The organism is Cedecea sp. B1(4), assembly GCF_059414925.1.
In genome coordinates this window covers 328,773-348,720 of sequence record NZ_JCAHMZ010000004.1, presented here as the reverse complement: position 1 = coordinate 348,720, position 19,948 = coordinate 328,773, and the positions used below count along the sequence as shown (strand labels likewise).

At 57.0% G+C, this 19,948-nt stretch carries 19 protein-coding genes; 2 read left to right on the top strand and 17 right to left on the bottom strand.

The genetic code is table 11. The features are described 5' to 3' along the window. The 11 genes from ACR6JA_RS11270 to pdxB form a co-directional block, all read right to left on the bottom strand. On the bottom strand, positions 1–672 hold the full coding sequence (locus ACR6JA_RS11270) for an ArsR/SmtB family transcription factor (protein WP_166862568.1): 672 nt from the start codon (positions 670–672) through the stop codon (positions 1–3). Positions 673–737: 65 nt separating this feature from the next. Next, positions 738–2,150 carry an MFS transporter gene (locus ACR6JA_RS11265; protein WP_494492778.1) on the bottom strand — a complete coding sequence of 471 codons (1,413 nt, stop codon included), beginning with the start codon at positions 2,148–2,150 and terminating at the stop codon, positions 738–740. A gap of 135 nt (positions 2,151–2,285) precedes the next feature. Then, the gene (purF, locus tag ACR6JA_RS11260) at positions 2,286–3,803 is read right to left on the bottom strand and encodes an amidophosphoribosyltransferase (protein ID WP_213712825.1); all 1,518 of its coding nucleotides are present in this window, start codon (positions 3,801–3,803) and stop codon (positions 2,286–2,288) included. Between the two features lie 38 nt (positions 3,804–3,841). Next, positions 3,842–4,327 (bottom strand): colicin V production protein, encoded by a 486-nt coding sequence (cvpA, locus tag ACR6JA_RS11255; protein ID WP_008459721.1) that lies wholly within the window; start codon positions 4,325–4,327, stop codon positions 3,842–3,844. A 277-nt stretch (positions 4,328–4,604) separates the two neighbouring features. Then, entirely contained in the window at positions 4,605–5,321 is a 717-nt protein-coding gene (dedD, locus tag ACR6JA_RS11250) for a cell division protein DedD (RefSeq protein WP_166862564.1), read from the bottom strand. Then, a complete protein-coding gene (gene folC, locus ACR6JA_RS11245) occupies positions 5,311–6,579 on the bottom strand; it encodes a bifunctional tetrahydrofolate synthase/dihydrofolate synthase (protein WP_494492777.1) in 1,269 nt (422 codons plus the stop codon). Before folC ends, dedD begins: the two co-directional genes overlap by 11 nt. 64 nt (positions 6,580–6,643) lie before the next feature. After that, positions 6,644–7,564: an acetyl-CoA carboxylase, carboxyltransferase subunit beta gene (gene accD / locus ACR6JA_RS11240; protein ID WP_008459714.1), complete on the bottom strand. Its 921-nt coding sequence runs from the start codon at positions 7,562–7,564 to the stop codon at positions 6,644–6,646. 139 nt (positions 7,565–7,703) lie between these two features. Then, on the bottom strand, positions 7,704–8,363 hold the full coding sequence (locus tag ACR6JA_RS11235) for a DedA family protein (RefSeq protein WP_008459711.1): 660 nt from the start codon (positions 8,361–8,363) through the stop codon (positions 7,704–7,706). A 25-nt stretch (positions 8,364–8,388) separates the two neighbouring features. Continuing rightward, a complete protein-coding gene (truA, locus tag ACR6JA_RS11230; protein ID WP_494492776.1) occupies positions 8,389–9,204 on the bottom strand; it encodes a tRNA pseudouridine(38-40) synthase TruA in 816 nt (271 codons plus the stop codon). After that, complete coding sequence (locus ACR6JA_RS11225; RefSeq protein ID WP_213712831.1) at positions 9,204–10,217, bottom strand: aspartate-semialdehyde dehydrogenase; 1,014 nt, start codon at positions 10,215–10,217, stop codon at positions 9,204–9,206. The genes truA and ACR6JA_RS11225 overlap by 1 nt, the downstream gene beginning before the upstream one ends. 69 nt (positions 10,218–10,286) lie before the next feature. Next, a complete protein-coding gene (gene pdxB / locus ACR6JA_RS11220) occupies positions 10,287–11,423 on the bottom strand; it encodes a 4-phosphoerythronate dehydrogenase PdxB (protein ID WP_008459705.1) in 1,137 nt (378 codons plus the stop codon). 114 nt (positions 11,424–11,537) lie between these two features. Between pdxB and flk the strand changes: the two genes are divergently transcribed. Continuing rightward, positions 11,538–12,542, top strand: a complete 1,005-nt coding sequence (gene flk, locus ACR6JA_RS11215; protein WP_213712833.1) for a flagella biosynthesis regulator Flk — start codon at positions 11,538–11,540, stop codon at positions 12,540–12,542. A gap of 56 nt (positions 12,543–12,598) precedes the next feature. Here flk and ACR6JA_RS11210 read toward each other — a convergent pair whose 3' ends face one another. Continuing rightward, positions 12,599–13,780, bottom strand: a complete 1,182-nt coding sequence (locus ACR6JA_RS11210) for an MFS transporter (RefSeq protein ID WP_494492775.1) — start codon at positions 13,778–13,780, stop codon at positions 12,599–12,601. A gap of 225 nt (positions 13,781–14,005) precedes the next feature. Continuing rightward, on the bottom strand, positions 14,006–15,223 hold the full coding sequence (gene fabB, locus ACR6JA_RS11205; protein WP_213712837.1) for a beta-ketoacyl-ACP synthase I: 1,218 nt from the start codon (positions 15,221–15,223) through the stop codon (positions 14,006–14,008). 158 nt (positions 15,224–15,381) lie between these two features. On the opposite strand from fabB, the gene mnmC reads away from it, so the two are divergent. Then, positions 15,382–17,382 carry a bifunctional tRNA (5-methylaminomethyl-2-thiouridine)(34)-methyltransferase MnmC2/FAD-dependent 5-carboxymethylaminomethyl-2-thiouridine(34) oxidoreductase MnmC1 gene (mnmC, locus tag ACR6JA_RS11200; RefSeq protein ID WP_494492774.1) on the top strand — a complete coding sequence of 667 codons (2,001 nt, stop codon included), beginning with the start codon at positions 15,382–15,384 and terminating at the stop codon, positions 17,380–17,382. A 71-nt stretch (positions 17,383–17,453) separates the two neighbouring features. Here the strand turns inward: mnmC and ACR6JA_RS11195 are convergent, their stop codons facing one another. The 4 genes from ACR6JA_RS11195 to mepA are packed head-to-tail and all read right to left on the bottom strand — an operon-like array spanning position 17,454 to position 19,944. Further along, on the bottom strand, positions 17,454–17,729 hold the full coding sequence (locus tag ACR6JA_RS11195; protein WP_008459691.1) for a YfcL family protein: 276 nt from the start codon (positions 17,727–17,729) through the stop codon (positions 17,454–17,456). 27 nt (positions 17,730–17,756) lie between these two features. Next, positions 17,757–18,305 (bottom strand): elongation factor P hydroxylase, encoded by a 549-nt coding sequence (locus ACR6JA_RS11190; protein ID WP_213712841.1) that lies wholly within the window; start codon positions 18,303–18,305, stop codon positions 17,757–17,759. Between the two features lie 16 nt (positions 18,306–18,321). Continuing rightward, complete coding sequence (locus ACR6JA_RS11185; RefSeq protein ID WP_213712843.1) at positions 18,322–19,119, bottom strand: sulfite exporter TauE/SafE family protein; 798 nt, start codon at positions 19,117–19,119, stop codon at positions 18,322–18,324. Beyond that, positions 19,120–19,944, bottom strand: a complete 825-nt coding sequence (gene mepA / locus ACR6JA_RS11180; protein ID WP_494492773.1) for a penicillin-insensitive murein endopeptidase — start codon at positions 19,942–19,944, stop codon at positions 19,120–19,122. It abuts the gene before it with no gap. Positions 19,945–19,948 lie beyond the last annotated feature (4 nt).

The window sequence follows — 19,948 nt, the reverse complement described above, 5'->3', positions numbered from 1 at the left end:
TCAGGATGACCATTTCGACTCAACTCGCAACCCGGCCGCCTGCCAGCCAGGAAAACCATCATCCACGCGCTGCACCATAAAGTCTTTCTGGCGCAGAAACGCCACTGCCTGTCTGGAAAGTACGCAGAAACGCCCGCCGCAGTAGGCCAGAATATCCCTGTCGCGAGGTAAATCAGACAGGTGCTGCTCCAGCTTCTCCAGCGGAATATTCAGCGCACCGGGGATATGGCCGGCGGAATAATCTTCCGCGGAGCGAACATCCAGCAACAACGCGCCCTGCTCCAGCCTGGCCAGCAGCGCTTCAATGGAAACCCCCTCCAGCCGCTGCGGGTTGTAGAGACTCTCCGTCGCAACGCGCTGCATTTCGCTGTGCTGCCAGGTATTAAAATTGTGCAGAGCTGAGAGCACGTTTGCCACCGGCCCTTCGCCTTCGCGGTAAAAAACCTGCTTCCCGACGCGCCGCGACTGTACGAACCCGGCCCGCCTGAGCTGCTGTAAATGCTGGGAGGTATTGGTCACGGAAAGGCCGGTTGTCTCTGCCAGTTGCTCAACTGAACTTTCGTGCTGAAAAACAGCCTCCAGCAAGGCAAGACGATGGGGATGCGCCATCGCGCGAGCAAGACCTGCCAGTATTTCTAGTTGGCCCTGCGGGCTCCCCATCACTTTTTTCATCCACGCTGCCCGTTATCCGCCAAACGCCGCCGATGTTAGCATTGCCGCCCCTAAAGTGACAGATATCACCTGGCCTGCCGACTCAGGCGTATTGCTAAAAGCGTCGCACCGGCCGGCGCCAAAGCGAAGACCCCAAACAACGCCATACTGGCCGCGCTGGCCCCTTCAACCCCTCCGGGTGAGGTGATGCCGGCCCCGTTAGTAATAACCCCGGCCAGGGCGGCGGCGAGCGCCGTCGCGTAAAGCTGCACGGTAGTAATGGAGGCGGACGCCAGCGTTTCTTCCCCGGGCGGTGCCGCCTGAAATACCTTCGTTAAAAGATGAGGCCAGGCAAGACCAATCCCGAACCCAACGCCCGCCAGCGCCGTACCGCAGGCAACCACGCCCGCCGGGCCGTTAAAAGGTGTCGGCATAATAATGGACAGCGTGACCAACGACACAAGCACCACCAGCGGCCCGACGCAGATTATCCGCTGCGACATTTTTGAACTGACTGAAGCGCTACAAAGCGCCGCCAGCGTCCAGCCACCGGCCATCATTGCCGTCAAATAACCGGCAGACAACGGGCTGAATAGATGGATGAGCTGCAGAAAGTATGGCACGTAAATTTCCGTCGTCAGGCCAATGACCAGCAGCGCCATCATCGCATAAAGCAGGCCAATACCGCGCGTCGGGGAATAAGCGCCGCGAGGCAGCAATTTTGCCGCCTCCGGCCTGCTGTCCAGGCGAGCGATGAGCCACCCTAGCCCCAGACCAACAGCTATTCCGGAGATATTCAGGGCCAAAGAGCCGCCCAGCCCGGCGAGGGAAATGGCTAGCACAGACAGGACCAACAGTGAGATGGTAAGTACGGGCAATCGTGCCTCACCGGCTTCAGGCTTCGACATGCTCCTAAATTGCACCATCACAATCAGGGCAAGCACGGCGGCTATCGGCAGCAACGCCCAAAACGCAAGGCGCCATTCGCCGATCTCCGCGAAAACACCGCCGATCGCCGGGCCGCATAGGGTTGCGATACCCCACATGCCGGAAACCAGCGCCATAGCCCGGGACCATAGCGGAGCCTCAAAGGCGACGCGGATCAGCGCGTAGCTCAGCGCAAACAACACACCACCTCCGAGTCCCTGCACCACTCTCCCCAGGAGCATGACCGGCATGGAGGGTGCCAGCGCGCAGATTACCGCCCCGCAGGAAAACATCAGCAGGGCCGACAGGTAGGCCATCGCCGCGCCCTGCCGCGCAATCAGCTTCGCAGAGACGGCGGAGCCTACAATCGACGCGGCGACAAAGAGCGTGGTGTTCCACGCATACCAGGCCAGGCCGCCAATCTCCTGAATGACGGTCGGCAAAATCGTGGTGACGATATAAATATTAATGGCATGCAGCGCCACACCGCCGGCGAGTGCCAGGGATCGCAGCCCGTTATGGCCGCTAAGCAGCGTGGCCCAGGAGGCATTTTGACTCGTAATGTCTGACATTCACTCTTCCATCTATCATTCCATAAAGTAATGGAATGATAGAATGAAAAACCAACCACAATTTGTCTCTCTGTGCATCGGGCATAAAAAAGCCCACGGGGTAAACCGTGGGCCTGTAAACGAGGGCGGCTTAGCTTAGCCTTCGTTGTGCATCTCTAAGTTTTCCGCTTCGTTCTGACGCGCCAGCGCTTTAGAGTCGTCGTTACGCAAAGATTCGAGATACTGCAGGTATTTGTGGTCAACGTCTTTCGTCACGTAGATGCCGTTAAAGACGGAGCATTCGAACTGGGTGATGTCCGGGTTTTCCACGCGTACCGCTTCGATCAGATCGTCCAGATCCTGGAAAATCAGGCCGTCAGCGCCGATGATCTGGCGAATTTCATCCACTTCGCGGCCGTGAGCAATCAGCTCATTGGCGCTTGGCATGTCGATGCCGTACACGTTAGGGAAGCGAATTTCCGGTGCAGCGGATGCCAGGTAAACTTTTTTGGCTCCAGCTTCACGCGCCATCTCGATAATCTGCTCAGAGGTGGTGCCGCGCACGATGGAGTCATCTATCAGCAGCACGTTCTTATCGCGGAATTCAGCGCGGTTGGCGTTCAGCTTGCGGCGCACGGATTTACGGCGCAGCTGCTGACCAGGCATGATGAACGTGCGGCCCACGTAGCGGTTTTTCACAAACCCTTGGCGGTACGGTTTCTCAAGAATGCGGGCGATTTCCAGTGCGATATCGCAAGAGGTTTCTGGAATCGGAATGACCACGTCGATATCCAGGTCTTCCCATTCGCGGGCAATTTTCTCGCCAAGTTTTTTACCCATCTCAACGCGCGCGCTGTAAACGGAGATCTTGTCGATGAAGGAGTCCGGGCGAGCAAAATAGACGTACTCGAACAGGCAAGGATTGCTGACCGGGTTGTCGGCGCACTGGCGGGTGAACAGCTGGCCTTTCTCGGTAATGTAAACTGCTTCGCCCGGCGCGATATCACGCAGGAATTCAAAGCCCAGAGTGTCCAGCGCCACGCTCTCGGAGGCCACCATGTATTCGGTGCGGCCATCGCCCAGATCGCGTTTGCCGATCACCAGCGGGCGGATGCCGTTCGGGTCGCGGAAGGCAACCATGCCGTGGCCGATAATCATCGCCACGCAGGCGTAAGCGCCGCGAATCTGGCGGTTAGTGGCGGCGATAGCGGCAAAAATGTTGTCTGCTTCCAGCGGATAATGGCGGAAGCTATCCAGCTCGCTGGCGAAGATATTGAGCAGGATTTCAGAATCAGAGGTGGTGTTAATGTGGCGGCGCTTTTCTTCAAACAGCTTTTTGCGCAGCTCGTGGGCATTGGTCAGATTACCGTTATGCGCCAGCGTAATCCCGTAAGGCGAGTTGACGTAGAAAGGCTGAGCTTCAGAAGCGCTGGAACTGCCGGCGGTGGGGTAACGCACGTGGCCAATACCCATATTCCCCTGCAGACGCTGCATGTGACGGGCTTCAAACACATCGCTCACCAGGCCATTCGCTTTACGCAGACGGAAGCAATTTAACGCGTCGATGGTGACGATGCCTGCGGCATCCTGGCCACGGTGCTGAAGCACCGTTAACGCATCATAAATCGACTGGTTTACCGGCATGAAACCGGCGATACCGACAATACCGCACATGTTGTCTTTTCCTCATTAAGCCACACCCCCCGCTACGATTAGCGGGGCAAGAAACTTGACGAGCTTTGCAGATAGTCAAAGAACCATCTGATGATGAAACTGAATTGCGGGATAAGCTGCGACTTTTGCCAGTCATCGCTTTTTGAAAAACCGGTAAAGGTATCCAGGAAGAACAGAATGGCGGAGACGATCAGTACGCCACGCAAGGCGCCAAAGCAGATCCCCAACACCCTGTCTGTACCCGACAGGCCGGTTTTTTGCACCAGCGCGCTAATCACATAATTGACTATCGCACCGACAATCAGCGTCGCGATAAACAGCACCGCGATAGCTATCCCATTACGTACCAGTTCGTCTTCAAAGCCAGTGAACCAGACTGACAGATAAGTGTAGTAATGACTGGCGACAAAGAAAGCACATCCCCAGGTCACAAGCGATAACGCTTCCTTCACAAACCCACGTATTACGCTTACCAGACAAGAAAAACCGATAACCGCAATGATGGCGTAATCTATCCAGATCATGAAAAAATCTCGTGATAAATTGCCCTGACGTCCAGTTCGGGGCGAATTCTAACAGAAAAAGAAAACGTTTGCGTAGGGATTTCCTTCCCCCGCGTAAATAAATAATGGCGTTGAAAAAAGCATCAACGCCATTAAAAAAGTGCCTGTTTTGCCTTCATTCCGTTGGGGGGAAGCGACGATGTACCGTCGTTTTTCCCCTCACCCTCTCCCCAAGGGGTCAAGGGAATAGTATGGTGCGATATTTTCCTCTCTCCCTTCCAGGGAAGGGAGAGGGCTATTAGCGAGGCGAGTAATTCATCACCACGCCGTTCAGACCAGAAAGGGAATTCAGTTCGCCCAACGAAGACTTCAGCTTATCTTTCGAGGCATCCGGCCCGACCAGAATACGGGTAATTTTCCCCTGCACAGGCGTGGTCGGCGAGGTGTAAACCTTGAACCCGGCCCCGCGCAGTTTACCAACAATCTCATTCACTTTGTCCGCATTTTTCAATGCGCCAAGCTGCACCACATAGGCTTGCCCGGTCGGGGCTTTGTCGGCAGTTTTTTCCGCCTTCGACGGCTGTTCGGAGGCCATCGCAAGCTGCTGGCCAGTGTTATCATCAGCGGCAGATTTAGGCTGTGGTTTTTCCACTGGCTTAGGCTTTGGTTTTTCCTGCACGGGCTGCGGCTTAGGCTGTTCGCGCGCGACAGGCACTTCGTCAACGCCCGCAGAGCCTTCATTCGGGATAGCCCCGCTGTTCAGCCCCGGCGGTACGGAAGCGCCCGCCCTTACCTCTTCCGCCGCGCCTTCCGGCGGCTGCGCTGGCAAAGCCTGAGTAGCCGCCGGCAGCATATCAGGCTCGTCGCTGTCTCCAGGTTTTGGCACCAAAGGAATGGCCGCGAACTCATCCTGATAATGTTTTTTCTGCCCGTCCAGCAGACCCGGCAGCACAATAACGCCCAGTGCGACCAGAATAATGGTTCCGACTAATCGGTTTTGAAACTTACTCGCCACCTGCTCTCCCCGCGTCCAGTACTTCCATTACATGGGCCACCGTGTGGAACGAACCACACACCAGCACGGTATCTTCGGCCGTCGCATCCGCCATGGCTGCATGCCATGCGTCCGCCACGGTTGCAAATGCTTTGCCGTGACCAAGATGGGCCATAAGCTGCTCTGCGCTTGCGCCTCGTGGCCCTTCCAGCGGAGCACAATACCAGCTATCGACCTGAGGCGACAAACAGGCAAGCGTTCCGGCTATGTCTTTATCGTGTAGCATGCCAATCACCGCCAACACGCGTCCCTGTTTTGGTAACGCCGCCAGGCGACCCGCAAGATAAGCCGCCGCGTGAGGGTTATGGGCAACATCAAGAATCACGCGCGGTGCCTGAGACACAATCTGGAAACGCCCCGGCAGCGTGGCATGTTCGATGCCATAACGTATCGCGTTTTCACTCACGTTCAGTTTGCTGGCACGTAAAGCGGCCAGCGCCGTGGCGGCATTGGGCTGTGGCACCAGCGGCAGCGGCAGATCTTTAAGCTCGCCGTTAGCGTCCCGGAACGTCCAGCCTGTGCCGTTAACTTCATAATCCCAGTCAACGCCGCGGCGCAGTAATTGCGCGCCCTTCTCCTGCACCACATCGGCAATCGTCTGTGGCATATCTGGCTCGCCCACAACCGCAGGGTTATCTCTGCGGAAGACACCGGCTTTTTCACGGCCAATGCTCTCACGGTCCGGGCCAAGCCAGTCGGTGTGATCGAGCGCAATGCTGGTGACCACAGCCACATCGGAATCCACAATATTAGTGGCATCCAGACGCCCGCCAAGGCCTACCTCAAGAATCACCACGTCTACCGCCTGCTGCTTAAACAATAGCAAGGCCGAGAGCGTTCCGTATTCAAAATAGGTTAAGGAAATATCTCCGCGAGCGGCCTCAATTTCGGCAAACGAGGCGGTATGCAGGGCTTCAGGCAACTCTTCACCCTGAATGCGCACGCGCTCGGTGTAACGCACCAGATGCGGGGAGCTATAAACCCCTACTCGATAGCCGTCGGCCATCAGCGCGGTTTCAAGCGTACGACAGGTTGTGCCTTTCCCGTTCGTGCCGGCCACGGTAAAGACCGTTGGCGCAGGTTTCAGGACATCAAGCTTGCGCGCAACGTTGCTGATGCGCTCAAGGCCCATATCGATAGTGGTGGAATGAAGGTTTTCAAGATAGCAAAGCCACGTGGCCAGGGGCGACGTGGCTTGAGGAATAAGGTCTTTGTCCATGATGCCCACTTAACATGCACATAAAGAAAAGGGCAGAACCTGCTGGCCTGCCCTTAGTTGCGAATCAGGCCTCTTGACCCTGTTCCGGTGCTGGCGGAACCACGATGGGCTCACGCGGGGCTTCCGGGTTTGGCGCTGGCAGATTCATAAACTTCGCCAGGATGCTCGCCAGTTTCAGGCGCATTTCCGGACGACGAACGATCATGTCGATAGCGCCTTTTTCGATCAGGAACTCACTGCGCTGAAAGCCCGGCGGCAGTTTTTCACGAACGGTCTGCTCGATAACGCGTGGACCGGCAAAGCCAATCAGCGCTTTCGGCTCGGCAATGTTCAGGTCACCCAGCATCGCGAAGCTTGCGGAAACGCCGCCCATGGTTGGGTCAGTCAGCACGGAGATATACGGCAGACCGCGTTCCTGCATTTTTGCCAGCGCAGCGCTGGTTTTCGCCATCTGCATCAGCGACATCAGCGCTTCCTGCATACGCGCCCCGCCGGAAGCGGAGAAGCACACCATCGGGCAGTTGTCTTCCAGCGCCTGCTCAACGGCACGAACAAAACGCGCACCAACTACGGAGCCCATTGAGCCGCCCATAAAGGCGAACTCGAAGGCCGCAGCCACAACAGGCATACCGTGCAGGGTGCCTTTCATGACAACCAGCGCGTCTTTCTCGCCGGTCTCTTTCTGCGCGCTAACCAGACGATCTTTGTACTTCTTGGAGTCACGGAACTTCAGCAAATCTTTTGGCTCAAGCTCGCTCCCCAATTCCACCATTGTGCCTTCATCTAACAGGCTATGCAGGCGATCGCGGGCCGACATACGCATGTGGTGATCGCACTTAGGGCAGACGCCAAGATTGCGTTCCAGCTCGGCGCGGTACAGGACCTGGCCGCAGCTGTCGCACTTGGTCCACACCCCTTCAGGGATGCTCGCCTTGCGGGTGGGAGTAATATTGCTCTTATTGAGAATTCGTTCAATCCAGCTCATTGATGACCTTTCTGCTTGAACCTGGTCGATACCAGCTTTTCTGCGGCAGTTTTTCCCTGCCCCAGACCATAAATGGTGCTCATTAAAACACAACGGCCCACGACTTTGGATAAAAAAGTGGTCGAACCGCTGCCACGTATTATTTTGACTGCCGCGACGCCGCGCGTTTGTGGCGGATAACTTCCACCACGCCAGGCAAAATCGACACCACGATAATTGCCACAATCAGCAGCTTCAGGTTTTCCTGTACCACCGGCAGGTTACCGAACAGGTAGCCCGCGTAGGTGAACAGCAAGACCCACAGCAGTGCGCCGACGACGTTATAGAACGCAAAATGGCGATAGGACATGTGCCCCATCCCGGCGACAAACGGTGCGAAGGTTCGCACAATCGGCACGAAGCGCGCGAGGATAATCGTTTTTCCGCCGTGACGCTCGTAAAAAGCGTGAGTTTTATCGAGATAACTGCGGCGGAAGATTTTTGAATTCGGATTACTGAACAACTTCTCACCAAACAGCCGCCCGATAGTGTAGTTCACCGCATCGCCGATGATGGCGGCAATCACCATCAAAATGACCATGTAATGCACGTTCAGGTCGTTGGTTTCCAGCGACGCCAGCGCGCCCGCCACAAACAGCAGTGAATCACCCGGTAAAAACGGCGTAACTACCAGCCCGGTTTCGCAGAACAAAATCAGGAACAAAATAGCGTAAACCCAGACGCCGTATTGTGCCACTAGCTCGGCCAGATGCACGTCGATATGCAAAATGAAGTCGATGATAAAACGGATGAAATCCATCAAAGTATCCTTTCTTAAGCAGCAATCAATCGGCTAAAAAAAGCGGCCCCATCGGCAGACGCGGCAGCGCAAAGTGGTCGGGATAATCCACCGACACCAGGTACAGCCCTTCCGCCCTCGCGGTGGCAGCGGCCTTAGTGCGGTCCTTCATTGCCAGCAGATCGGCCATCCAGGTTTCTGCCTGGTTACCGCAGCCGACTTCCATCAGGCTCCCGACGATGTTACGCACCATGTGGTGCACAAAAGCGTTGGCCTTAATGTCCACCACGATGTAAGCGCCGTAGCGGTTTACCGTAATGTGCATCATATTGCGCCATGGGGTGCGGGACTGGCACTGCACCGCACGGAACGAGGTAAAGTCATTTTCCCCCAACAGGCTCTGGGCGGCGCGGTGCATTTTATCCGCATCCAGAGGCAGGTGAAAATGGGTTACGCCCTGCTGCAAAATGGCCGGACGCAGGCGGTGATTATAAATCACGTAGCGATAGCGGCGAGCCGTGGCGCTAAAGCGGGCATGGAACTCAGACGGCACATCTTTTACCCAGCGCACGGCGATGTCACCAGGCAAATTCGTATTGACGCCCATCGTCCAGGCCGCATCTTTGCGCACGGCGGTGGTTTCAAAATGCACCACCTGGCCCGTGGCGTGAACGCCCGCATCGGTACGCCCTGCGCAAAACACGTTAATCGGCTCATTGGCCACCTGAGACAGCGCTTTTTCCAGCTTTTCCTGCACGCTGCGCACTTCGTTCTGGCGCTGCCAGCCGTAATATTTACTGCCGTCGTACTCAATGCCGAGCGCGATTTTATGAAGCGGAATTTCGCTTAGCACTTCGGACATCAGTACATATACTCCTGCACCAGTTTCTCAGCGGTTTTTATCGCCATCAGCGCGCCGCCAAAGCGAACGTTATCGGCGACTGACCAGAACTGGATTTGCTCCGGCATACCGTAATCGTTGTGTACGCAGCCAATAGAAAGATGGCCGCTACCGGACGCATCCGCCACCTGAGTCGGAAATTCTCCCTCTTCAGACAGCTCAATATCTTCTGCCTGAGCAAACGCATCGCGGGCTTCTTCTGCCGCCAGCGGGCGCAGCGCTTCAAAGTTGACGATTTGGGCATGGCCATAGAACACCGGCGACTGCACAAGGCTGGCGGAGATCATTAAGCCATCGTCCTGCAGCACTTTACGCACTTCATTCACCAGGCGACGCTCTTCCCGCACGCTGCCTTCGGCGTCCGGCACTAGCGGCAGCATGTTGAACGCCAGCTGGCGGCCAAACAGGTCTTCTTCATCAATAGGAATGCCGTTCAGCAGACGGGCGCTTTGCCCGGCCAGCGCGTCTACGGCCACTTTGCCGCGCGCAGAAGCAGACAGCAGGCTGGTCACCTGAATACGTGACAGGCCACCCTGCTCAATCAACGGTTTCAACGCGCTCAGCAGTTGGCTGGTCAGGCTGTCCGCCACGGCCACCAGATTACGGTTACGGTAATCACTCAGCACGAACGGGTTCACATCCGGCACAACCAGCGGTACATCCGGCTCAAGCGAGAAAAGACCGCTTGAGTCAATCACCAGGCAGCCCGCGTTGGTCGCTTCTTCAACATAGCGAGCGGAGGCTTCAACGCCCGCTACGAAGAACGCCAGCTGAGCCTGCGTCCAGTCGAACTCTGCCGCGTCCCGCACCAGGATAGTTTTGCCTTCATAACGCAGATTTTCACCGGCGCTCTCGCCGCGCGCCAGGGCATACAATTCACCAACCGGGAACTGACGTTCAGCAAGCAGTTCAAGCAAAGCTGAGCCTACGGCACCGGTGGCGCCTAAAATGGCAATATTCCAGCCTTCGGACATGTTGGTTTACTCCAGAAAATAGAACAGATGCTCCCCAGGACGTCGCCCCAGGGAGCCAGAAGAAATTGCTTAGCGAAGCGGGTGATGTGCCGCGCTAAAGCCAAGTTTTTGCAGCATGCCTGCCGCGTCGGCATCGTCACACTGCACATACAGCGATGACCACTCGCGGCGTTCCAGGTAGTTCTTACGCAGCTTGTCGAATTCACCAGGCTGACCGGCTACCTTCCTCAGCGGCGCGTCGTCGCGGCGCACATCATACACCAGATGCACCAGTCTTTTGAGCGTGGGCTGATCGAGCGGGCCTGCCAGCGTGATGCGGCCAAACTCCGGCGCAGGCAGAAGTGAATCCAGCGCCACTGTCTGAGACTGGCCGATAAAATCGCTAAAGGCTTCAAAGACCTGCGTGGTGCCGCGAGCCTTACCTTCAAGCGTATAGCCCGCAATGTGAGCCGTGCCAATATCGACCTTGTCGAGCAACTCGACGTTGAGATCCGGCTCCGGCTCCCAGACGTCCAGCACAACGCTGAGATTCTGCCCTGCTTTTAAGCATTTCAGCAATGCGTTGTTGTCCACTACCGGGCCACGACAGGCATTAATCAGAATAGCGCCAGGCTTCAGGCGGCTAATCAGCGCCTCGTCCGCCAGATGCAGCGTTTTATACTCGCCGGATTTAAACAGTGGCGTATGGAAGGTGATGACGTCGGCTTCCTGCACCAGCGTTTCCAGCGAAACGAAATCGCCTTCGTCACCGCGATCGGCTCGTGGCGGATCGCACAGTAAGGTGCGCACGCCCCAGGCTTCCAGACGCGCCTGAAGACGGGAACCAACGTTACCCACGCCGACGATACCGACTGTCCGGTTTTTCAGCTCAAAACCATCGCGTTCGGCCAGCATCAATAAGGAGGAGAACACATACTCAACCACGGCAATCGCGTTGCATCCAGGAGCGGCAGAGAAAGCCACCCCGGCACTTTGCAAATACGCTTCATCAACGTGATCGGTTCCGGCCGTGGCCGTCCCGACAAATTTGATCCCTTTACCGTCCAGCAGTTCGGCATTCACTTTGGTGACCGAACGAACCATCAACGCGTCAGCATCCGTTAACGCATCCACCGGAATCGGACGCCCCGGCACAGCAGTCACCTCGCCCAGGCGGCTGAAAAGTTCGCGGGCATAGGGCATATTTTCATCAACGAGGATTTTCACCTGAGTACCTGTCTGTTAATCGTCGAGATAAGGCCGGATAGTGTGCCATAATCTGACGTCCGGGCATAACGAACTACTTGCGAATGTTTTGTCGCACTTAAGGATCATTTAATAATGCAACCCATTCAGGGCGCCACGCCGCGTCCTCCGGGGGAACCTCCCTCCGCACCTTCTGCCGCCGGCGAACAGCCGCTTTCCACCCAGCAACGTACCGTGCTGGAGCGCCTGATCACCCGGATCATTGCGCTTAGCCAACAGCAGAGCGCTGAAGTGTGGGCGGGCCTTAAGCACGATCTGGGACTCAAAAGCGAGACGCCGCTGCTGTCTCGGCATTTCCCCGCCGCTGAGCAGAACCTGAATCAGCGCCTGACCAGTGCGCAAACCACGCTGGCAACGCGTCAGATCATTCAGCAACTGAGCGATTTGCTGCCCCAGGGCAATAACCGCCAGGCGGTGAGCGACTTTATCCGCCAGCAGTTTGGCCAGACGGCGCTGAGCCAGCTCACGCCGGACCAGCTCAAAACCGTGCTGACGCTGCTGCAAAACAACCAGCTCGCCATTCCTCAGCCGCAGCAGCGCCCGGCCACCGACCGCCCGCTGCTCCCCGCCGAGCACAACAGCCTGAACCAGCTTGTCACCAAACTCGCCGCGGCAACGGGCGAGTCCGGCAAACAGATCTGGCAGTCAATGCTGGAGCTGTCCGGCGTGAAAACCGGTGAACTCATTCCGGCTAAGCACTTTGCTTTGCTGACAACCTGGCTCCAGGCAAGGCAAACGCTGAGCCAGCAGTCTGCGCCTACTTTGCACAGCGTGCAGGCGGCCCTAAAGCAGCCGCTTGAGCCGCAGGAGTGGAAAGAGATGGTGGATTACAGCCAGCAGCGCTTCCAGGCCACGCCGCAAACGGTATTAACGACCGCGCAGGTACAGGACATTCTCAATCAGGTGTTTTTAAAACGTGCCGAGCGCCAGCCAGCTACGATTGAAGTGCGTGATATTAAGCCGATCTACAACCCGATGTTTAGCGCAATTATCGAGCCGATAAAGACGCTGAGCGCGAGACCTGGTCTGGCGTTGATCGCGCTGGTCGTGGTGATGATTTTGCTCTGGCTGGTGATCTAGTTCCTCACCCCAACCCTCTCCCAAAAGGAGAGGGAAAAAACGGGCAACAAGCAAACCTACTTCCTGAACGCCACCAGCGTCACGGCAATCCCCAGCACCGCAGAAACGGCCCCGGCCATAAACACCGACGAATAGCCCATAGACGTTGCCAGAATTCCGGTCAGCGGTCCGGTGACACCGTATGAAATATCCTGGAAAGCAGCATAGCCGCCCAGTGCCGTGCCGCGCACCTGAGGCGGAACAAGCTTAACCACTTCAACGCCGAGCGCGGGGAATATAAGCGAACAACCGCAGCCGGTCAGCGCCGCACCCAGCAGCGCGGTCCAGGCTCCAGGCGCGTGCCAGAGCAGCAGCAAACCCACTGTTTCAACCCCAAGGGAAAACAGCGCCACGCGCACGCCGCCGTAGCGATCGGGCATCCAGCCAAACAGCACGCGCACCAGTACAAAAGCGCCGCCAAAAGCCGTCAACGTGAAGCCTGCATGGGCCCAGCCGTTTGCGGCAAAATAGAGCGAAACAAAGGTGCCGATAACCGCAAAGCCGACGCCCTGCAGCGCGAGACCCAGCCCCGGCTGCCAGATAAGTCCAATCACGGTCAATAACGAAGGCCGCTCGCCTTTATGGGCCGGAACAGGTTTCACGGTGCCGTTAAACAGCAGCCCAATCAGCGGCAAAGCAATGGTTGTCACGCCCAGCGCCACAAAACCCCACTGGCTGTTAAGCATCAGTCCGAGGGGTGCTCCGGCGGCCAGCGCGCCGTAAATCGCCATCCCATTCCAGGACATCACCTTACCCGAACGCCCCGGGCCAACCAGCCCCAATCCCCAGGTCAGGTTGCCGGTCAGCAGCTGGCTTTCACCAAAGCCAAGAATCAGCCGCCCAACGATCAGCAAGGCAAACTTCACCGCTGGCTCTACCGGCAATAGCGCGGCGAGCAGGTAGGCCGCGCCCGCCAGCCCGCAGGCAAACATTCCTTGCAGGACGGAGCGTTTAGCGCCCATTTGGTCGGCGAGTCGCCCCGCGTAGCCCCGGGTCAATACGGTGGCGAGAAACTGAATGCCCACCGCCACGCCAACCATCATGTTGCCGTAACCCAACTGCTGATGAACAAAAAGCGGGATAACGGGCAGCGGCAGGCCAACCGTCATATAGGTAAGAAAGACCGCAAAGGTAATTCTGAAAAGTGATGTATTTGCCGATTTCGACGTTTTAAGAGTGGAATCAGGTACTGCAGACATACTGCTTACTCCATAAATTCAGAGCAAGGCGCAAGTTACCCCGCGCCCTTTCCTCTGAGTGTTCAGATGACAGGGTGCGTTGGTTAACGTTAAACGCTTACGCATTATCAATAATGATAATGGAGGGGAATGCATAGTGCCTTTCGGTTAACCGGCTGTCAATGCTGAACAATGGGCAAAAAAATGGGGCCCCCGCAGGTGCCCCATTCTGAATGATTTTGGCGATTAAGCGTTAAGCTTACGCATCACCAGCGTGGCGTTAGTACCGCCGAAGCCGAAGCTGTTGGACATCACGGTGGTCAGCGCTGCATCAGTCGCTTTAGTGACGATGTTCAGGCCAGCAGCCTGTTCGTCCAGCGCTTCCACGTTAATGCTTGGCGCGATGAAGCCGTGTTCAAGCATCAGCAGAGAATAGATGGCTTCCTGTACGCCCGCGGCGCCCAGAGAGTGGCCGGTCATGGCTTTGGTCGCAGAGATCGCCGGGCTGTGATCGGCGAACACTTCACGAATCGCACCCAGCTCTTTCACGTCGCCTACCGGAGTAGAAGTACCGTGGGAGTTCAGGTAGTCGATTGGCGTATCAACGCCGTGCATCGCCATCTTCATGCAGCGCACCGCGCCTTCACCGGATGGGGCAACCATGTCTGCGCCGTCAGACGTTGCGCCGTAGCCAACGATTTCAGCGTAGATGTGTGCACCACGAGCCAGCGCGTGCTCCAGTTCTTCAACCACAACCATACCGCCGCCGCCTGCGATGACGAAGCCGTCGCGGTGCGCGTCATAGGTACGGGAAGCTTTTTCTGGAGTTTCGTTGTACTTGGTGGACAGCGCGCCCATCGCATCGAACTCACACGCCATTTCCCAGCCCAGCTCTTCGCCGCCGCCGGCAAAGACGATGTCTTGTTTACCGAGCTGAATCTGCTCTACCGCGTTACCGATACAGTGGGCGGAAGTTGCACAGGCAGAGCTTATGGAGTAGTTCACCCCATGAATTTTGAACGGCGTTGCCAGGCAAGCGGAAACCGCAGAGCCCATGGCTTTGGTCACCACGTAAGGACCCACGGCTTTCAGGCCGCGCGGGCTACGCATGGCGTCAGCACCAAAGACCTGCGCTTTAGAAGAGCCGCCGGAACCGGCAATCAGACCAACGCGTGGGTTGTTCTGGTAAACCTCTTCGCTCAGGCCTGCATCGGCAATCGCTTCACGCATGGAGAGATAGGCATAGATAGAGGCATCGTTCATGAAACGAACCACTTTACGGTCAATCAAACCAGTTGTATCCAGCTTGACGTTACCCCAGATGTGGCTACGCATTCCCGCGTCTTTAAACTCTTCCGAGAAAGTGATCCCTGAGCGTCCTTCTCGCAGAGATGCCAGGACTTCCTGCTGGTTATTACCAATGCTGGAAACAATGCCCAGGCCAGTAATCACTGCACGTTTCATTCAAATACCTCGTTCACTGCACTATGTAGGATTTCGTGTCGCACAATAGCGTACAGTTGTAAGCCGAACAAGTCCGATCAGCCAAATTGTGTGGAAATTTGCGCCGCTCCGCTCACACCGTTATGATCGTGCCACTGCCTGTCAGACGAGCAACTTACGTGAAACATTCCCCTATACAATCCGCCAACCTCGGTTTTAACGAAGAAGGTACACCTGTATCCCGAGATTTTGACGACGTTTACTTCTCTAACGATAACGGACTGGAAGAGACGCGATACGTCTTCCTCGGCGGAAACCATCTCCCTGAACGCTTTGCAACCCACGAAAGACCGCTTTTTGTGGTCGCAGAAAGTGGGTTTGGTACCGGCCTTAACTTTTTGACTTTATGGCAGGCGTTCGATGAATTTTGTGTGAAACGTGAAGATGCCTGCTTAAAACGGCTGCATTTTATCAGTTTTGAAAAATTTCCCCTGACCGCCGCCGATCTGACGCTGGCCCATCAGCACTGGCCAGAGCTCAGTCGCTTCGCCACCGAGCTCCAGCAACAATGGCCGCTGCCGATTCCCGGCTGCCACCGCCTGCTGCTGGACAATGGCCGCATCACGCTTGACCTGTGGTTTGGCGATATTAACGAGCTGATATCTCAGTTAGATGACACCCTTAATCAGCAGGTCGATGCCTGGTTCCTGGATGGCTTCGCGCCCTCCAAAAACCCGGATATGTGGACGCAGCAGCTCTTCCAGACCATGGTTCGCATGGCTCGCCCTGGGGGCACGCTGGCGACCTTTACCTCCGCAGGCTTTGTACGCCGTGGCTTAATTGAAGCGGGCTTCACCGTGACGCGTAGCAAAGGGTTTGGCCGCAAACGCGAAATGCTAGTTGGATCTCTACAACAGCCTGTGGATACTCCTGCCCGCACGCCCTGGTACGCTCGCCCTGGCACAAGTGAACGTGAAACCGCGATTATTGGCGGCGGCATTGCCAGTGCCCTGCTCGCCCTGGCGCTGCTGCGTCGAGGCTGGAAGGTCACCCTGTATTGCGAGGATGAAACCCCGGCCCAAGGCGCATCCGGCAACCGTCAGGGCGCACTTTACCCGCTGCTAACCGCGCATGATGCGGCGCTAACCACCTTTTTCCCGGCGGCCTTCACCTTCGCACGCCGACTGTACGATGCCCTTCCGGTAACTTTTGATCATGCCTGGTGCGGCGTAACCCAGCTCGCCTGGGATGAAAAAAGCGCCCATAAAATCGAACAGATGCTCGGCCTGAACCTGCCAGACTTACTGGCGAAGGCGGTGGATGCTGAAACGGTGGCGCAAACCTGTGGCGTGGACACGCAGTGCGGTGGCATCAGCTATCCGCTGGGCGGCTGGCTCTACCCGGCACAGCTTACCGCCGGCGCTCTTGCGCTAGCCGAACAGCAAGGGTTGAAGATTCATTATGGATACCGGGTGACCGACTTAACGACAGCGAATGGTGGTTGGAAGATAGATTTTGCCCAGCAGGATACCGCTCAGCATGCCGCTGTTGTGCTGGCCAACGGTCACCAAATCAGCAGGTTTACACAAACGCAAAGCCTGCCGGTGTATTCCGTCGGCGGCCAGGTCAGCCATATTCCTACCACGCCGGGATTAAGCCAGCTCCGCCAGGTGCTGTGCTACGACGGCTATCTGACGCCGGTCAACCCGCAAAACCAGCAGCATTGTATTGGCGCCAGCTATCACCGTGGCCGGGATGAAATGACCTGGAATGCAGAAGATCAGCAGCATAATCGTCAGCGCCTGCTCGACTGCCTGCCGAATGCCGAATGGGCAAAAGAAGTGGACGTTTCAGCCAACGAAGCCCGCTGTGGCGTGCGCTGCGCTTCGCGCGACCACCTTCCAATGGTGGGCAGTGTGCCAGATTATGACGCCACGCTTGAGCAATATATCGGGCTGGCCGAGGATCGTGCAAACGCAGAGCCTGCACCGGTTTACGGCAATCTTTATATGCTGGGTGCATTGGGCTCACGCGGGCTGTGTAGCGCGCCGCTGGCTTCTGAGATTCTGGCTGCGCAGATGAGTGAAGAACCTATTCCGCTGGATGCAGTCACGCTCGCGGCGCTGAACCCGAATCGGCTGTGGGTAAGAAAGCTATTGAAAGGAAAAGCGGTGAAGTGATGTTCCCCTCATCAGCTCCTCTATAACGCTTTTATCCCCTCTCCCTTTTAGGGAGAGGGTTAGGGTGAGGGTTAAAACTTCGCCTTCTCGAAAAGCGTTTCCCACATGCCCAACACCAGCGCCTGGTCACGCGGCGAAAGCTCACCGGCCTGAATCGCCTTTTGCAGGCTATCGCTCACCACCACATGCAGCGCATCTGGCGTATGGTCGTCGCCGTTTTCCAGTTCGGCTACCGCCAGAGTCAGGTGCCCACGCAGATAACCGCTGGCAAACAGGTCGTCGTCACTGGCGTGCTCCACCATCTCATCAATCAACGCCAAAATACGTGACTCAAATTCCGCGATCATCATACATCCTCTTCATACAGGTGATTTTTAGTTTAGGTCTTCTGGCCAGGCAAACTGCCCGGCTTCGAGCGCAGGGGTGCCATAATACGCCCTTAGCGCGTCAATCAAACGAGCCGGGCGCTCGGGGATCCCGTCTTTCAGATAAGTCATAACCTGGGCATGAACCCGGCGCTGAAACGCAATGCGGTCAGGCTCAAAATCGCCGCTCAGGTTGTCGCAGCTGACGTTAAACGGGAAGCCCGCGGCAGTGCTGAGCATCCACTCCAGCGCCTGCGGCTTCACTTCCACATCTTCGAACTTGCCCTGGGTTTCGGCGTCTCGCCCGTCCGGGCAATACCAGTAACCGAAGTCCACCAGCTTGCGGCGCTCTGCGCCCGCCACGCACCAGTGGGAAATCTCATGCATTCCGCTGGCGTAATAGCCGTGCGCGAAGACGATGCGGTTATACGGCAATTCGTCATCCGCAGGCAGATAAATAGGCTCGTCATCGCCCTTGATCAAGCGGGTATTAAACTCTACCAGGAAGCAGCTATCGAACACATCAATCAGTTCCTGGTAATGGTGTTGTTTGCTCATAGTGACATCATTCATTTCAGGCTATCCCTAACCAATGGAGAATTTCCGGTCCGTGGCTGTCATACAGCAGCTTGGCGCTCATTACCGCCGAAACAACGACAATCATTGGGCGAATCAGCTGCTGCCCTTTACTTAAGACGAGGCGCGAACCCGCCCTCGCCCCTAAAAATTGCCCGGCCATCATCACAAAGCCGGTGCCCCAAATCACCTTGCCGCCGATGATAAACAGCAGCAGCCCGCCAAGATTGGAGGTGGCGTTCAGGACTTTCGCGTGGGCGGTGGATTTGGCGAGGTTGAAGCCGCAAAGCGTCACAAAGGCCAGCGCGTAAAACGACCCGGCGCCGGGGCCAAAGAAGCCATCATAAAAACCGACGCAGCCCCCGGCAATTAACGCGAACGGCAAACCGTGCAGGCGGCGCTGCCGGTCTTCTTCCCCGAGCTTTGGCATCAGCAGGAAATAGAGCCCGATGCCGATAATCAGCAGCGGCAGGATCTGGCGCAAAATATCGGACTTCACGTGCTGCACCAGCAATGCGCCGCAGGTAGAGCCGATAAAGGTCATCAGAATATTGAGCTTCTGATCGGCAAGGCTGACCACCTTGCGGCGAATGAAATAGAGAGAGGCTGAAACCGAGCCGCCGCAGGCCTGTAGCTTGTTGGTTGCCAGGGCCTGAGCCGGAGACATGCCTACCGCCAGCAAGGCAGGGACCGTCAGTAACCCGCCGCCGCCCGCAAGGGCATCAATAAACCCGGCCAGCATGGCGACAAAAAACAGCGCCACCAGCAGCAGCGGGGAAACCATAAACCATTCCATTTACAGAGCGTGCTCATCCAGTAATGCCTGACAGGAGGCGGGTAGCGGCGGTGGCGTTGTCTTTTTCGGCGGCGTGCTGCCCGGTGCAGGCGGCGCGAACCAGCTTTGCAGCTCGGCCCCGCAGCCGTCTCCTGGAGGAGGCAGAGGCTGATCCTCACACTCAAGGCTGTTAGCCGGGCAGCGCAGGCGAACGTGCATGTGGGCGCGGTGGGCAAACCACGGGCGCACCTTACGCAGCCAGTCGCGGTCAGCGCCCGCATCTTCGCAAAGTCGCTGCTTAATAGCCGGGTTCACGAAGATGCGCGTCACCTCGTTATCTTTAGCCGCGAGCTTAATCAGGCTGTCGATTTCCGGTTTCCACAGCGAAGGCACCACGCGCTTGCCGTCGGCAGCAACCAAATCCAAAGCCTGAGGGCGCAGCAATTGCGCCGACGTCCAGCGATTTTTTGGCAGTTGCAGGAAAATGTCGACATCAAGCCCGGTCTGATGGCTGGCGTGGCCGGAGCTAAAACGCCCGCCTGCCGCCATGCCCATGTCACCAATCAACACTGTCCCCAGGCCGAGCTGATTTACCTGATTACTCAGGCGCTGAATAAACATCACCAGATCGGGATGACCAAAGTAGCGACGCTGATCCGGTCGCATCACCTGGTAGCGGGCGTCCTCAAGCGGCAACGCGTGAGCCCCGACGATGCAGCCGTTGGAAAACGCGCCAATAGACTGCGCGCTACCGGCAATCGGGTGGTCGATTTTTTGCCACGGCGTCGCCGCTAAAGCCTGGGCGCTGGCGGCCAGCGCCAGCATCCCGATCAGGAGTTTGTTCATCGTC

What these genes read in the sequence shown, in the direction of transcription:
- ACR6JA_RS11270 (WP_166862568.1), bottom strand. Translation starts at nt 672, where the DNA reads ATGAAAAAAGTGATGGGGAGCCCGCAGGGCCAACTAGAAATACTGGCA.
- ACR6JA_RS11265 (WP_494492778.1), bottom strand. Translation starts at nt 2,150, where the DNA reads ATGTCAGACATTACGAGTCAAAATGCCTCCTGGGCCACGCTGCTTAGC.
- purF (WP_213712825.1), bottom strand. Translation starts at nt 3,803, where the DNA reads ATGTGCGGTATTGTCGGTATCGCCGGTTTCATGCCGGTAAACCAGTCG.
- cvpA (WP_008459721.1), bottom strand. Translation starts at nt 4,327, where the DNA reads ATGATCTGGATAGATTACGCCATCATTGCGGTTATCGGTTTTTCTTGT.
- folC (WP_494492777.1), bottom strand. Translation starts at nt 6,579, where the DNA reads ATGGACAAAGACCTTATTCCTCAAGCCACGTCGCCCCTGGCCACGTGG.
- accD (WP_008459714.1), bottom strand. Translation starts at nt 7,564, where the DNA reads ATGAGCTGGATTGAACGAATTCTCAATAAGAGCAATATTACTCCCACC.
- ACR6JA_RS11235 (WP_008459711.1), bottom strand. Translation starts at nt 8,363, where the DNA reads ATGGATTTCATCCGTTTTATCATCGACTTCATTTTGCATATCGACGTG.
- truA (WP_494492776.1), bottom strand. Translation starts at nt 9,204, where the DNA reads ATGTCCGAAGTGCTAAGCGAAATTCCGCTTCATAAAATCGCGCTCGGC.
- ACR6JA_RS11225 (WP_213712831.1), bottom strand. Translation starts at nt 10,217, where the DNA reads ATGTCCGAAGGCTGGAATATTGCCATTTTAGGCGCCACCGGTGCCGTA.
- flk (WP_213712833.1), top strand. Translation starts at nt 11,538, where the DNA reads ATGCAACCCATTCAGGGCGCCACGCCGCGTCCTCCGGGGGAACCTCCC.
- ACR6JA_RS11210 (WP_494492775.1), bottom strand. Translation starts at nt 13,780, where the DNA reads ATGTCTGCAGTACCTGATTCCACTCTTAAAACGTCGAAATCGGCAAAT.
- fabB (WP_213712837.1), bottom strand. Translation starts at nt 15,223, where the DNA reads ATGAAACGTGCAGTGATTACTGGCCTGGGCATTGTTTCCAGCATTGGT.
- ACR6JA_RS11195 (WP_008459691.1), bottom strand. Translation starts at nt 17,729, where the DNA reads ATGATCGCGGAATTTGAGTCACGTATTTTGGCGTTGATTGATGAGATG.
- ACR6JA_RS11190 (WP_213712841.1), bottom strand. Translation starts at nt 18,305, where the DNA reads ATGAGCAAACAACACCATTACCAGGAACTGATTGATGTGTTCGATAGC.
- ACR6JA_RS11185 (WP_213712843.1), bottom strand. Translation starts at nt 19,119, where the DNA reads ATGGAATGGTTTATGGTTTCCCCGCTGCTGCTGGTGGCGCTGTTTTTT.
- mepA (WP_494492773.1), bottom strand. Translation starts at nt 19,944, where the DNA reads ATGAACAAACTCCTGATCGGGATGCTGGCGCTGGCCGCCAGCGCCCAG.